This is a genomic window from Peribacillus suis, from assembly GCF_059384845.1.
Genome location: NZ_CM182019.1, coordinates 374,240 through 388,978, shown reverse-complemented (window position 1 = coordinate 388,978; position 14,739 = coordinate 374,240). Strand labels below are relative to the sequence as shown.

6 protein-coding genes, 5 rRNA genes and 1 riboswitch are annotated in these 14,739 nt (G+C 46.2%); of the genes, 2 read left to right on the top strand and 9 right to left on the bottom strand.

Features of this window, described 5'->3' with window-relative positions; translation table 11 throughout:
- Window positions 1–78: 78 nt before the first annotated feature.
- The 7 genes from purB to AC503W_RS01895 all read right to left on the bottom strand — a co-directional run bounded on the left by purB (window position 79) and on the right by AC503W_RS01895 (window position 8,604).
- Complete coding sequence (gene purB, locus AC503W_RS01925) at window positions 79–1,371, bottom strand: adenylosuccinate lyase (RefSeq protein ID WP_402872289.1); 1,293 nt, start codon at window positions 1,369–1,371, stop codon at window positions 79–81.
- Complete coding sequence (gene purK / locus AC503W_RS01920; protein WP_427688990.1) at window positions 1,368–2,525, bottom strand: 5-(carboxyamino)imidazole ribonucleotide synthase; 1,158 nt, start codon at window positions 2,523–2,525, stop codon at window positions 1,368–1,370. The genes purB and purK overlap by 4 nt, the downstream gene beginning before the upstream one ends.
- Window positions 2,509–2,997: a 5-(carboxyamino)imidazole ribonucleotide mutase gene (gene purE, locus AC503W_RS01915; RefSeq protein WP_427688991.1), complete on the bottom strand. Its 489-nt coding sequence runs from the start codon at window positions 2,995–2,997 to the stop codon at window positions 2,509–2,511. Before purE ends, purK begins: the two co-directional genes overlap by 17 nt.
- Before the next feature lie 132 nt (window positions 2,998–3,129).
- A riboswitch (purine riboswitch) is annotated at window positions 3,130–3,231 on the bottom strand.
- 74 nt (window positions 3,232–3,305) lie between these two features.
- Window positions 3,306–3,506: an NETI motif-containing protein gene (locus AC503W_RS01910; RefSeq protein ID WP_402958642.1), complete on the bottom strand. Its 201-nt coding sequence runs from the start codon at window positions 3,504–3,506 to the stop codon at window positions 3,306–3,308.
- Window positions 3,507–3,766: 260 nt separating this feature from the next.
- Window positions 3,767–3,882 (bottom strand): 5S ribosomal RNA (rrf, locus tag AC503W_RS01905).
- A 64-nt stretch (window positions 3,883–3,946) separates the two neighbouring features.
- A 23S ribosomal RNA gene (locus AC503W_RS01900) occupies window positions 3,947–6,880 on the bottom strand.
- A gap of 173 nt (window positions 6,881–7,053) precedes the next feature.
- Window positions 7,054–8,604: ribosomal RNA gene (locus tag AC503W_RS01895) — 16S ribosomal RNA — on the bottom strand.
- Together the 16S, 23S and 5S rRNA genes form the textbook arrangement of a ribosomal RNA operon.
- 703 nt (window positions 8,605–9,307) lie before the next feature.
- On the opposite strand from AC503W_RS01895, the gene AC503W_RS01890 reads away from it, so the two are divergent.
- Together AC503W_RS01890 and AC503W_RS01885 are read left to right on the top strand one after the other, a co-directional pair.
- Window positions 9,308–9,808, top strand: coding sequence for a shikimate kinase (locus tag AC503W_RS01890; RefSeq protein ID WP_402876150.1), 501 nt, complete (start codon window positions 9,308–9,310; stop codon window positions 9,806–9,808).
- Between the two features lie 112 nt (window positions 9,809–9,920).
- A protein-coding gene (locus tag AC503W_RS01885) for an IS3 family transposase (RefSeq protein ID WP_494915460.1) occupies window positions 9,921–11,080 on the top strand; the annotation gives its coding sequence in 2 pieces (ribosomal slippage) (window positions 9,921–10,179 and window positions 10,179–11,080; 1,161 coding nt in all).
- A 381-nt stretch (window positions 11,081–11,461) separates the two neighbouring features.
- Here AC503W_RS01885 and rrf (AC503W_RS01880) read toward each other — a convergent pair.
- Both rrf (AC503W_RS01880) and AC503W_RS01875 read right to left on the bottom strand, forming a co-directional pair.
- Window positions 11,462–11,577, bottom strand: a 5S ribosomal RNA gene (rrf, locus tag AC503W_RS01880).
- A gap of 64 nt (window positions 11,578–11,641) precedes the next feature.
- Window positions 11,642–14,575: ribosomal RNA gene (locus AC503W_RS01875) — 23S ribosomal RNA — on the bottom strand.
- Window positions 14,576–14,739: the final 164 nt, after the last annotated feature.

The following is a 14,739-nucleotide window of genomic DNA, read 5'->3' as shown; positions in this document are numbered from 1 at the left end:
ATATTATGAATTTTCATCTTATCATTAGGCAAGGAGCAAACGCTTCACCCGATGGGGATTCACGTTTGCAGCCTTATTTTATAAGCCTAGGCGATCAAAGATCACATCTACGTTTTTCAAATGATGGGTAGGATCGAAACAGTCATCAAGTTCTTCTTTAGTAAGCAGACTTGTGATTTTATCATCCTTGTCGATCAGGCTCCTGAATGGAACTTGTTGCTCCCAGGCGTCCATCGCATGTGGCTGAACCGTATCATACGCCTCTTCACGGACAAGACCCTTGTCAATAAGGGCAAGCAGAACGCGTTGAGAGAAGATTAATCCAAGTGTACGATCCATGTTACGCTTCATGTTCTCGGGATAGACAGTAAGGTTTTTCACGATGTTACTGAAGCGGTTCAACATATAATTCAAAGCAATCGTTGCATCCGGCAAGATGATTCGTTCAGCAGAAGAGTGGGATATATCACGTTCGTGCCATAAAGCTACATTCTCATACGCTGTCATCATGTATCCACGGATGACCCGGGCCATTCCTGTCATGTTCTCAGAACCGATAGGATTCCGTTTATGAGGCATTGCTGATGATCCTTTTTGTCCTTTTGCAAAGAATTCTTCCACTTCGCGCGTTTCGCTTTTTTGTAACCCTCTGATTTCCACAGCGAATTTTTCGATGGAAGTTGCAATTAACGCCAATGTACTCATATAGTGTGCATGGCGATCACGTTGCAAGGTTTGCGTTGAAATGGGATCAGCTTCAAGGCCCAGCTTTTCACAGACGAATTGTTCAACGAACGGGTCGATGTTTGCATATGTACCAACAGCGCCGGAGATTTTACCTACCTCGATGTTTTTTCGAGCAGCATCAAAACGTTCCACATTCCGTTTCATTTCTTGGTACCAAAGGGCAAGCTTCAAGCCGAAAGTGGTCGGTTCCGCATGCACACCATGTGTACGTCCCATTTGGACGGTATATTTATGTTCTTTCGCTTTGTTTTTCAAGATCTCGACAAAATTATTTAAATCCTTTGAAAGAATATCATTCGCTTGTTTAATCACATAAGAAAGTGCCGTATCAACTACATCCGTTGAAGTCAGCCCATAATGCACCCATTTACGTTCTTCACCTAATGTTTCGGAAACCGCACGTGTGAAGGCCACAACATCATGGCGAGTGTCTTTTTCAATTTCATTGATGCGCTCTACATCGAATGACGCATTTTCACGAAGGAGCTTCACGTCTTCTTTCGGTATGACACCAAGTTCCGACCACGCTTCACATGCCAAGATTTCTACTTCCAACCATGCATTAAAGCGGTTTTTCTCTGTCCAAATGTTACCCATTTCAGGGCGGGTATAACGTTCTATCATTTTGCTTCCTCCGTTTCAACCTGTTGATTCCAAATTTTGCTTCGATTACTTTCTAAAAGGGCTTCCTCGAGTGTTGGACGTAAAATGTTAACATGCCCCATTTTCCGTTTTATCTTGGCCTCTCTTTTACCGTAAAGATGAACCTTCCAATCTGTAAGCTCCGGAATTTCATGAAGTAATGGCTCCAAGTGTTCACCTAGGACGTTGACCATGACCACCGGTTGCAACAAGGAGGTATTTCCGAGGGGCCAATTACAGACAGCACGGATATGCTGTTCAAATTGGGATGTTGCACATGCTTCCAATGTATAATGACCCGAATTGTGTGGTCTTGGTGCAAGCTCATTGATGATGATTTCATCCTTTGCCGTTAAAAACATCTCCACGGCCAATGTACCGACCAGTTCTAGTTTTTCGGCAAGCTGTCGAGCCTCCACAATGGCCTTTTCTTCAGCACTCTGACTGATGCGAGCGGGAACGATGCTTTTATGCAGTATATTTTCAATATGAATATTTTCTGCTACCGGAAAATGACTTGTTTCACCATTCGCTTTACGCGTCACGACAACCGAGATTTCCTTAACGAAAGGTATCCAAGCTTCTAATACACATACACCTGTTTGGAGCAGGGATTCAGCCTTTTTAATATCAGCTTCCTCATTTATGACTAACTGCCCTTTTCCATCATAACCGCCACGGGTCGTTTTTAACACACTTGGGTACCCTAATTCTTCTATATGTAGGTAAATTTCCGAAACATCCTGAATTTCCTGGTACGGGGCAACCGTTGCTCCGGCACCTGCTATGGCTTTCTTTTCAGTAAGCCGATCCTGTGTTTGTTTTAATAATTCCGACCCCTGAGGAAGATAGGCATGCTGTTTCAACCAATCAAGAGCCTTGGAACTGATATTTTCGAACTCATAGGTAATGACGTCACTGACATTTGCCAGCCTTTTCAATGCATCTATGTCATCATAAGCCCCAAGGATCTCTATATCTGCCACTTGAGCACACGGACCATTAGTCGTTGGTTCAAGAACAGCTATCTTAAAGCCTGCTGCCTTAGCCGCTAAGGCCATCATCCTGCCTAACTGTCCACCGCCAATAATTCCAATCGTCTGACCCGGTAAAATGACCTTATTTAAGTTGTTCACTGCTCAATAACACCTTTTCCCTAGTTTCGTCTCGGAGAACCTCTAATCTATCGGCGATTTCTGAATCGAAAGCAGCCAATACCTGCGCCGCAAGCAAACCTGCGTTAATCGCCCCTGCCTTTCCGATGGCTACCGTGGCAACCGGTACCCCGCCTGGCATTTGAACGATCGATAATAATGAATCCATACCGTTTAAAGCCTTGGATTGGATTGGCACCCCAATCACAGGTACTATTGTTTTAGCTGCCGTCATACCGGGTAGGTGAGCAGCTCCACCTGCACCTGCTATTATCACCTTAATCCCGCGCTCTCTTGCACTCTCTGCATATTCAAACAATAAGTCTGGTGTGCGGTGGGCCGAAACGACTCTTTTTTCATAGGGGATTTCAAGCTGTTCCAATGATTCACAAGCATACTTCATCGTTTCCCAATCCGAGACGCTACCCATAATGACCCCGACCTGCGACTTCATAATACTGTCCCTCCCACTTTCCATTCTATCATCTATAATTTTCAAAAAAAAAACGGGCAGACTTCTTCCTCATAGAGAAAGCAATCTGCCCGGAAAAAAGTCTTCACAAAAAAGACTTCGATAGTTTCCGAATAAGTCAGCTACTTTTCTCATAGTCCGATGATTTACGGTCATCAGGTAGAAACTTTTGGGCCATATCCCCAGGATTATATGAGAGGTATTAATATACATCCATCTTACCGTCACGCATTTTCATTGTCAAGATAAAATCGAATATTTTTATAGAATACTTAAAGATCGTTCGTGTTTTACTCCAATAACTTTGCTTCAAATACAATTTTCCTGTTAATTGGTTCATAATGAGCCATTCCATTCGTGATTCTTTCCTCGAAAATGGGTTCTTCCGTTCTCCTCACTGGAAAGTACCCTGCAGCCTTTATTCGATCAAGACATTCATCAATGCTTTCTCCTTCTCTAACTTCAAACTTTTCTTTACCCTTTTTACTCACAGAATCGTTCCTTTCCTGCATTCACTATTTTCATGAATATTTTTGTTCCACCCTTATTAAACAGCTTGCCTATTTTTCTAATTATAAATTCTTTCAGATAGGTTGAACAGCTTATCCAGGGATTTTAATCAAAGATCGACGGAAAGCTGTTTTCGATATCTAACTTGTTCTGTCCTAGCAACAGTGAATGATTTCATTTTATTTTAATGGTACCAGTCTGAAAACAAAAAAGGCCAGCCTAATGGCTGACCTTCGAAATGGCTTGGCGGCGTCCTACTCTCACAGGGGGAAACCCCCAACTACCATCGGCGCTGAAGAGCTTAACTGCCGTGTTCGGAATGGGAACGGGTGTGACCTCTTCGCTATCGCCACCAAACATATCAGGAACGTTGTTCCTTCAAAACTAGATAATATCAGAAGGTGTTCATCTTTTTAAAGCGTTGGTTAAGTCCTCGATCTATTAGTATCAGTCAGCTCCACATGTCGCCACGCTTCCACCTCTGACCTATCAACCTGATCATCTTTCAGGGATCTTACTAGCTTGCGCCATGGGAAATCTCATCTTGAGGGGGGCTTCATGCTTAGATGCTTTCAGCACTTATCCCTTCCGCACGTAGCTACCCAGCTATGCCTTTGGCAAGACAACTGGTACACCAGCGGTGCGTCCATCCCGGTCCTCTCGTACTAAGGACAGCTCCTCTCAAATTTCCTGCGCCCGCGACGGATAGGGACCGAACTGTCTCACGACGTTCTGAACCCAGCTCGCGTACCGCTTTAATGGGCGAACAGCCCAACCCTTGGGACCGACTACAGCCCCAGGATGCGATGAGCCGACATCGAGGTGCCAAACCTCCCCGTCGATGTGGACTCTTGGGGGAGATAAGCCTGTTATCCCCGGGGTAGCTTTTATCCGTTGAGCGATGGCCCTTCCATGCGGAACCACCGGATCACTAAGCCCGACTTTCGTCCCTGCTCGACTTGTAGGTCTCGCAGTCAAGCTCCCTTGTGCCTTTACACTCTGCGAATGATTTCCAACCATTCTGAGGGAACCTTTGGGCGCCTCCGTTACTCTTTAGGAGGCGACCGCCCCAGTCAAACTGCCCACCTGACACTGTCTCCCACCCCGATAAGGGGCGCGGGTTAGAATTTCAATACAGCCAGGGTAGTATCCCACCAACGCCTCCACCGAAGCTAGCGCTCCGGCTTCTCAGGCTCCTACCTATCCTGTACAAGCTGTAACAAAATTCAATATCAGGCTGCAGTAAAGCTCCACGGGGTCTTTCCGTCCTGTCGCGGGTAACCTGCATCTTCACAGGTACTATAATTTCACCGAGTCTCTCGTTGAGACAGTGCCCAGATCGTTACACCTTTCGTGCGGGTCGGAACTTACCCGACAAGGAATTTCGCTACCTTAGGACCGTTATAGTTACGGCCGCCGTTTACTGGGGCTTCGGTTCAAAGCTTCGCTTGCGCTAACCTCTCCCCTTAACCTTCCAGCACCGGGCAGGTGTCAGCCCCTATACTTCGCCTTGCGGCTTCGCAGAGACCTGTGTTTTTGCTAAACAGTCGCCTGGGCCTATTCACTGCGGCTTTTCTGGGCTATTCACCCTAAAAAGCACCCCTTCTCCCGAAGTTACGGGGTCATTTTGCCGAGTTCCTTAACGAGAGTTCTCTCGCACACCTTAGGATTCTCTCCTCGCCTACCTGTGTCGGTTTGCGGTACGGGCACCTTACATCTCACTAGAGGCTTTTCTTGGCAGTGTGGAATCAGGAACTTCGGTACTATATTTCCCTCGCCATCACAGCTCCGCCTTAATGGAAACGGGATTTGCCTCGTTTCCGGCCTAACTGCTTGGACGCGCATATCCAACAGCGCGCTTACCCTATCCTTCTGCGTCCCCCCATCGTTCAAACGATGTATAGGTGGTACAGGAATATCAACCTGTTGTCCATCGCCTACGCCTTTCGGCCTCGGCTTAGGTCCCGACTAACCCTGAGCGGACGAGCCTTCCTCAGGAAACCTTAGGCATTCGGTGGAAGGGATTCTCACCCTTCTTTCGCTACTCATACCGGCATTCTCACTTCTAAGCGCTCCACCAGTCCTTACGGTCTGACTTCAACGCCCTTAGAACGCTCTCCTACCATCGACACCATACGGTGTCAATCCACAGCTTCGGTGATACGTTTAGCCCCGGTACATTTTCGGCGCGGAGTCACTCGACCAGTGAGCTATTACGCACTCTTTAAATGGTGGCTGCTTCTGAGCCAACATCCTGGTTGTCTAAGCAACTCCACATCCTTTTCCACTTAACGTATACTTTGGGACCTTAGCTGGTGGTCTGGGCTGTTTCCCTTTCGACTACGGATCTTATCACTCGCAGTCTGACTCCCAAGAATAAGTATTTGGCATTCGGAGTTTGACTGAATTCGGTAACCCGTTGGGGGCCCCTAGTCCAATCAGTGCTCTACCTCCAATACTCTCATCTTGAGGCTAGCCCTAAAGCTATTTCGGAGAGAACCAGCTATCTCCAGGTTCGATTGGAATTTCTCCGCTACCCACACCTCATCCCCGCACTTTTCAACGTGCGTGGGTTCGGGCCTCCATTCAGTGTTACCTGAACTTCACCCTGGACATGGGTAGATCACCTGGTTTCGGGTCTACGACCTCATACTCATTCGCCCTATTCAGACTCGCTTTCGCTGCGGCTCCGTCTTATCAACTTAACCTCGCATGAAATCGTAACTCGCCGGTTCATTCTACAAAAGGCACGCCATTACCCATTAACGGGCTTTGACTACTTGTAGGCACACGGTTTCAGGATCTATTTCACTCCCCTTCCGGGGTGCTTTTCACCTTTCCCTCACGGTACTGGTTCACTATCGGTCACTAGGTAGTATTTAGCCTTGGGAGATGGTCCTCCCTGCTTCCGACGGGATTTCTCGTGTCCCGCCGTACTCAGGATCCACTCAGGAGGGAACGAAGTTTCAACTACAGGGTTTTTACCTTCTTTGACGGACCTTTCCAGGTCACTTCATTTACCCCGTTCCTTTGTAACTCCATATTGAGTGTCCTACAACCCCAAGAGGCAAGCCTCTTGGTTTGGGCTACATTCCGTTTCGCTCGCCGCTACTCAGGAAATCGCTATTGCTTTCTCTTCCTCCGGGTACTTAGATGTTTCAGTTCCCCGGGTCTGCCTTCAATACCCTATGTATTCAGGTAGAGATACTGTTCCATTACGAACAGTGGGTTTCCCCATTCGGAAATCTCCGGATCAAAGCTTACTTACAGCTCCCCGAAGCATATCGGTGTTAGTCCCGTCCTTCATCGGCTCCTAGTGCCAAGGCATCCACCGTGCGCCCTTTCTAACTTAACCGTTAAAAAGATCTTACTGATGCTTTGAAAAAAATTAATTGCCTTCTATCTATTATCTAGTTTTCAAGGAACAATGTAGAAAGATCGTCATCACGATGTGATGAGTCCTTCGTGGTTGAATGAATTACTCATTCAAAACTGAACAAAACAAAAGCGCTCTCGTATTATCCTTAGAAAGGAGGTGATCCAGCCGCACCTTCCGATACGGCTACCTTGTTACGACTTCACCCCAATCATCTGTCCCACCTTAGGCGGCTGGCTCCATAAAGGTTACCTCACCGACTTCGGGTGTTACAAACTCTCGTGGTGTGACGGGCGGTGTGTACAAGGCCCGGGAACGTATTCACCGCGGCATGCTGATCCGCGATTACTAGCGATTCCGGCTTCATGCAGGCGAGTTGCAGCCTACAATCCGAACTGAGAATGGCTTTATGGGATTCGCTTACCTTCGCAGGTTTGCAGCCCTTTGTACCATCCATTGTAGCACGTGTGTAGCCCAGGTCATAAGGGGCATGATGATTTGACGTCATCCCCACCTTCCTCCGGTTTGTCACCGGCAGTCACCTTAGAGTGCCCAACTGAATGCTGGCAACTAAGATCAAGGGTTGCGCTCGTTGCGGGACTTAACCCAACATCTCACGACACGAGCTGACGACAACCATGCACCACCTGTCACTCTGTCCCCCGAAGGGGAACGTCCTATCTCTAGGAGTGTCAGAGGATGTCAAGACCTGGTAAGGTTCTTCGCGTTGCTTCGAATTAAACCACATGCTCCACCGCTTGTGCGGGCCCCCGTCAATTCCTTTGAGTTTCAACCTTGCGGTCGTACTCCCCAGGCGGAGTGCTTAATGCGTTAGCTGCAGCACTAAAGGGCGGAAACCCTCTAACACTTAGCACTCATCGTTTACGGCGTGGACTACCAGGGTATCTAATCCTGTTTGCTCCCCACGCTTTCGCGCCTCAGTGTCAGTTACAGACCAGAAAGTCGCCTTCGCCACTGGTGTTCCTCCAAATCTCTACGCATTTCACCGCTACACTTGGAATTCCACTTTCCTCTTCTGCACTCAAGTTCCCCAGTTTCCAATGACCCTCCACGGTTGAGCCGTGGGCTTTCACATCAGACTTAAAGAACCACCTGCGCGCGCTTTACGCCCAATAATTCCGGACAACGCTTGCCACCTACGTATTACCGCGGCTGCTGGCACGTAGTTAGCCGTGGCTTTCTGGTTAGGTACCGTCAAGGTACCAGCAGTTACTCTGGTACTTGTTCTTCCCTAACAACAGAACTTTACGACCCGAAGGCCTTCTTCGTTCACGCGGCGTTGCTCCGTCAGACTTTCGTCCATTGCGGAAGATTCCCTACTGCTGCCTCCCGTAGGAGTCTGGGCCGTGTCTCAGTCCCAGTGTGGCCGATCACCCTCTCAGGTCGGCTACGCATCGTCGCCTTGGTGAGCCATTACCTCACCAACTAGCTAATGCGCCGCGGGCCCATCTATAAGTGACAGCCGAAACCGTCTTTCCATCTTCTCTCATGCGAGAAAAGAACATATCCGGTATTAGCTCCGGTTTCCCGAAGTTATCCCAGTCTTATAGGCAGGTTGCCCACGTGTTACTCACCCGTCCGCCGCTAATCTCAGGGAGCAAGCTCCCATCGATTCGCTCGACTTGCATGTATTAGGCACGCCGCCAGCGTTCGTCCTGAGCCAGGATCAAACTCTCCGAAGAAATGTTTGACTTGCTCATTTTGCTTTTTTATAGTGTGTGCTCACTCAAAATTTACGTTGGCGCTTTGTTTTGTTCAGTTTTCAAAGAGCAATTTATCTCGTTGTTCGTTAGAACAACTTGTTAATCCATCATAACACACTATCGATTAGTTGTCAACTTCTACGAAGTTTTTAACTTATTTTTTAGTCACTGTGTTAGCAGCAACTAATTCATCTTATCACTTTCATTATAAGAAGTCAATAGTTTTTACTGTTTATTTCTTCAAGCAATCTGCCAGAAGTTGATGAAATTTTTGTTTGACTGACTTGGTGCTTATTTATATTAATCCTTTTTGTCATCAAAGTCAATGTATTTTCGTTTTTTTCTTTTATGACCATATCCGTTAATTAATATCCACAATTGCACAGCCTGAGTTGGATCCTATCATTACTCTTCTCATTATAAAATTAATGATACAAATTAAAGCATGGACTATTAATTATCGACCATTCCTTCTATTATTAGGAATGAGGGTAAATCAATTGATCAGTTTTCCAAATATTTAAATAATATTTTTACATTTCTACCAACATGTACTATAATGAAATTATTTTTAAAAATCGAAAACTACTTTAAATCATTGTAATCTAGCGGGGAGAGGAATTCATAAGTGGTTAATAAAGATACATCTTTGAGGTTGCAAAGTATCGTTTTTATTGGTTTTATGGGAGTAGGTAAAACTACAATAGGCCAAAAAGTCGCTAAAAAACTATATAGGGACTTTATTGATATAGACCAAGAAATCGAAAAAGAATTTAATATGCCCACGACTGAAATATTCAAGAAGTTCGGGGAAAAGACTTTTCGTGAAAAAGAAAAGGAAGTAATTGAACGGTTCAGCCAGCAAAAATTAAAAATACTTTCTTTAGGAGGCGGGGCCTTTTTACAAGAGGATATAAGAGATATATGCCTCTCCAATTGCATAGTATTTTACCTTGATTTATCTTGGGACTATTGGAAAGAAAGAATTAGCTTACTTATTGATAGTAGACCGGTCTTGCAAAGTAAAAGCCTAGAAGAAATTGAAGACCTTTTTAAAACCAGACAAGAAGTTTATTCCTATCATCATTCAAAAGTGAACACAAATAACTTGGATGTTGATGAAGTAGCAGATTTCATAGTAGATTCTTTAAAAGTTGCTTGGGAGATTCACGAACCACTTTAATAAAAAGATGATTGGCTAGACTGAGCCATGGTATTATCCCCTACAGGTAGACTGAGTAAAAAGAGAACATGATAAAATGTTCTTAACAGTCTATCTGGGAGGGGATTTTTCTATGGCAAAAAAGGGGCAAATCTTTCAAACATATACAGAAGAATTAAAGCGAAAAGTTGTTCGTTTGAAGTTAGAGGAAGGCTGGTCATATCGTCGGCTTCGTGAGCGATTTGGTATCAAAAGTGATGCACAAATAGCGAATTGGGTAAAGAAAGTGCAGAATAATGAGCCTTTTGAAGACCAACGTGGTGTATGGAACCGTAAGAATTTTACTAGTGTAGAAGAAGAAAATGCTTATCTGAAAGCGCAGGTGGACTATTTAAAAAAGCGCAATCCAAATCTACATGGGAAGGAATGGTCCTGAAAGCCGAAAGGTTTCAAGTGATTGATGAATTGAGGAAAGTACACCCACTCACGTGGCTAATAAAAATCGGTGAAGTTTCAAGATCTGGTTATTATAAATGGCGGAAGACTCAGTCTAAACGATCTCTAAGACTTGAGAAAAACCTATGGATAAAAGAACATATATTAGCCATTCATAAGATACATCCATACTACGGATATAAGCGAATGACTCGAGCTTTATTTAGAGAGGGAATCGTTGTAAATCATAAGCGTGTGCGTCGCTTGATGAGAGAATTGGGAGTTACATCTGTAATTCGAAAGAAACGCCCTTTCTATGGTAGAAGAGGATCCGTAGTATTTAAGAATGTTTTAAACCGTGAGTTCTATGCAGAGTCCATGTTTCAAAAGTTAGTAACAGATATAACCTATGTGCGGATTGGAGACACGTTTGCCTACTTATCTGCCGTTTTAGATTTGTATAATAATGAAATTGTCGCATGGGAAGTTTCTTCTCGAAACGATCTTGAATTGGTTCATAATACGTTGAATCAGTTAAGGGATAAGTCATTCGAAAAGGGTGCCCTTCTTCACTCTGATCAAGGATTCCAATATACGACGAAATCATACGAAAAGCAGATAAAAGAACTCGGTATCCAAGGAAGCCACTCTCGTCGTGGCAATTGTCATGATAACGCTTGTATAGAAAGTTTCTTCTCGCATTTAAAAACAGAGAAGTTATATTTGGTAAGCCTAAAAACAACAGAGGAAGCTTATATAGCTATTCAGGAGTATATAGAATTCTACAATACGGATCGCTTCCAAGAAAAATTTAACGGCCTTTCCCCGATTGAATATCGAGAAAAGGCCGCAGCTTGAAATACTCTTTTTTTATTGTCTACTTGACAGGGTTATGTGCACCAATCATCTTTTTTATTGTTGAATAAAAATGATTCACAAATGAGATCACAGCTTTTCACGATGATTAGGAAAGAAGAGACCATTTTAAATGGATGATGGTTTAGGAGCCATTTCTGAATGCTAACTCTCCAGGAAAAATCAACGGATATCCCACCGCATTCCCATACCATTTATAAAAACAAGCCAATAAGTTATTAGAAAATATATAAAGAAAACGAATTAGCCATGTATTCTCCGCGATTTCGAGACCTTACGGTCTTCTTCTACTGTCTGGCTGAGAAGGTAAAAGGATTTACTAAAAACAAAAAAAGGCCAGCCTAATGGCTGACCTTCGAAATGGCTTGGCGGCGTCCTACTCTCACAGGGGGAAACCCCCAACTACCATCGGCGCTGAAGAGCTTAACTGCCGTGTTCGGAATGGGAACGGGTGTGACCTCTTCGCTATCGCCACCAAACATATCAGGAACGTTGTTCCTTCAAAACTAGATAATATCAGAAGGTGTTCATCTTTTTAAAGCGTTGGTTAAGTCCTCGATCTATTAGTATCAGTCAGCTCCACATGTCGCCACGCTTCCACCTCTGACCTATCAACCTGATCATCTTTCAGGGATCTTACTAGCTTGCGCCATGGGAAATCTCATCTTGAGGGGGGCTTCATGCTTAGATGCTTTCAGCACTTATCCCTTCCGCACGTAGCTACCCAGCTATGCCTTTGGCAAGACAACTGGTACACCAGCGGTGCGTCCATCCCGGTCCTCTCGTACTAAGGACAGCTCCTCTCAAATTTCCTGCGCCCGCGACGGATAGGGACCGAACTGTCTCACGACGTTCTGAACCCAGCTCGCGTACCGCTTTAATGGGCGAACAGCCCAACCCTTGGGACCGACTACAGCCCCAGGATGCGATGAGCCGACATCGAGGTGCCAAACCTCCCCGTCGATGTGGACTCTTGGGGGAGATAAGCCTGTTATCCCCGGGGTAGCTTTTATCCGTTGAGCGATGGCCCTTCCATGCGGAACCACCGGATCACTAAGCCCGACTTTCGTCCCTGCTCGACTTGTAGGTCTCGCAGTCAAGCTCCCTTGTGCCTTTACACTCTGCGAATGATTTCCAACCATTCTGAGGGAACCTTTGGGCGCCTCCGTTACTCTTTAGGAGGCGACCGCCCCAGTCAAACTGCCCACCTGACACTGTCTCCCACCCCGATAAGGGGCGCGGGTTAGAATTTCAATACAGCCAGGGTAGTATCCCACCAACGCCTCCACCGAAGCTAGCGCTCCGGCTTCTCAGGCTCCTACCTATCCTGTACAAGCTGTAACAAAATTCAATATCAGGCTGCAGTAAAGCTCCACGGGGTCTTTCCGTCCTGTCGCGGGTAACCTGCATCTTCACAGGTACTATAATTTCACCGAGTCTCTCGTTGAGACAGTGCCCAGATCGTTACACCTTTCGTGCGGGTCGGAACTTACCCGACAAGGAATTTCGCTACCTTAGGACCGTTATAGTTACGGCCGCCGTTTACTGGGGCTTCGGTTCAAAGCTTCGCTTGCGCTAACCTCTCCCCTTAACCTTCCAGCACCGGGCAGGTGTCAGCCCCTATACTTCGCCTTGCGGCTTCGCAGAGACCTGTGTTTTTGCTAAACAGTCGCCTGGGCCTATTCACTGCGGCTTTTCTGGGCTATTCACCCTAAAAAGCACCCCTTCTCCCGAAGTTACGGGGTCATTTTGCCGAGTTCCTTAACGAGAGTTCTCTCGCACACCTTAGGATTCTCTCCTCGCCTACCTGTGTCGGTTTGCGGTACGGGCACCTTACATCTCACTAGAGGCTTTTCTTGGCAGTGTGGAATCAGGAACTTCGGTACTATATTTCCCTCGCCATCACAGCTCCGCCTTAATGGAAACGGGATTTGCCTCGTTTCCGGCCTAACTGCTTGGACGCGCATATCCAACAGCGCGCTTACCCTATCCTTCTGCGTCCCCCCATCGTTCAAACGATGTATAGGTGGTACAGGAATATCAACCTGTTGTCCATCGCCTACGCCTTTCGGCCTCGGCTTAGGTCCCGACTAACCCTGAGCGGACGAGCCTTCCTCAGGAAACCTTAGGCATTCGGTGGAAGGGATTCTCACCCTTCTTTCGCTACTCATACCGGCATTCTCACTTCTAAGCGCTCCACCAGTCCTTACGGTCTGACTTCAACGCCCTTAGAACGCTCTCCTACCATCGACACCATACGGTGTCAATCCACAGCTTCGGTGATACGTTTAGCCCCGGTACATTTTCGGCGCGGAGTCACTCGACCAGTGAGCTATTACGCACTCTTTAAATGGTGGCTGCTTCTGAGCCAACATCCTGGTTGTCTAAGCAACTCCACATCCTTTTCCACTTAACGTATACTTTGGGACCTTAGCTGGTGGTCTGGGCTGTTTCCCTTTCGACTACGGATCTTATCACTCGCAGTCTGACTCCCAAGAATAAGTATTTGGCATTCGGAGTTTGACTGAATTCGGTAACCCGTTGGGGGCCCCTAGTCCAATCAGTGCTCTACCTCCAATACTCTCATCTTGAGGCTAGCCCTAAAGCTATTTCGGAGAGAACCAGCTATCTCCAGGTTCGATTGGAATTTCTCCGCTACCCACACCTCATCCCCGCACTTTTCAACGTGCGTGGGTTCGGGCCTCCATTCAGTGTTACCTGAACTTCACCCTGGACATGGGTAGATCACCTGGTTTCGGGTCTACGACCTCATACTCATTCGCCCTATTCAGACTCGCTTTCGCTGCGGCTCCGTCTTATCAACTTAACCTCGCATGAAATCGTAACTCGCCGGTTCATTCTACAAAAGGCACGCCATTACCCATTAACGGGCTTTGACTACTTGTAGGCACACGGTTTCAGGATCTATTTCACTCCCCTTCCGGGGTGCTTTTCACCTTTCCCTCACGGTACTGGTTCACTATCGGTCACTAGGTAGTATTTAGCCTTGGGAGATGGTCCTCCCTGCTTCCGACGGGATTTCTCGTGTCCCGCCGTACTCAGGATCCACTCAGGAGGGAACGAAGTTTCAACTACAGGGTTTTTACCTTCTTTGACGGACCTTTCCAGGTCACTTCATTTACCCCGTTCCTTTGTAACTCCATATTGAGTGTCCTACAACCCCAAGAGGCAAGCCTCTTGGTTTGGGCTACATTCCGTTTCGCTCGCCGCTACTCAGGAAATCGCTATTGCTTTCTCTTCCTCCGGGTACTTAGATGTTTCAGTTCCCCGGGTCTGCCTTCAATACCCTATGTATTCAGGTAGAGATACTGTTCCATTACGAACAGTGGGTTTCCCCATTCGGAAATCTCCGGATCAAAGCTTACTTACAGCTCCCCGAAGCATATCGGTGTTAGTCCCGTCCTTCATCGGCTCCTAGTGCCAAGGCATCCACCGTGCGCCCTTTCTAACTTAACCGTTAAAAAGATCTTACTGATGCTTTGAAAAAAATTAATTGCCTTCTATCTATTATCTAGTTTTCAAGGAACAATGTAGAAAGATCGTCATCACGATGTGATGAGTCCTTCGTGGTTGAATGAATTACTCATTCAAAACTGAACAAAACAAAAGCGCTCTCGTAT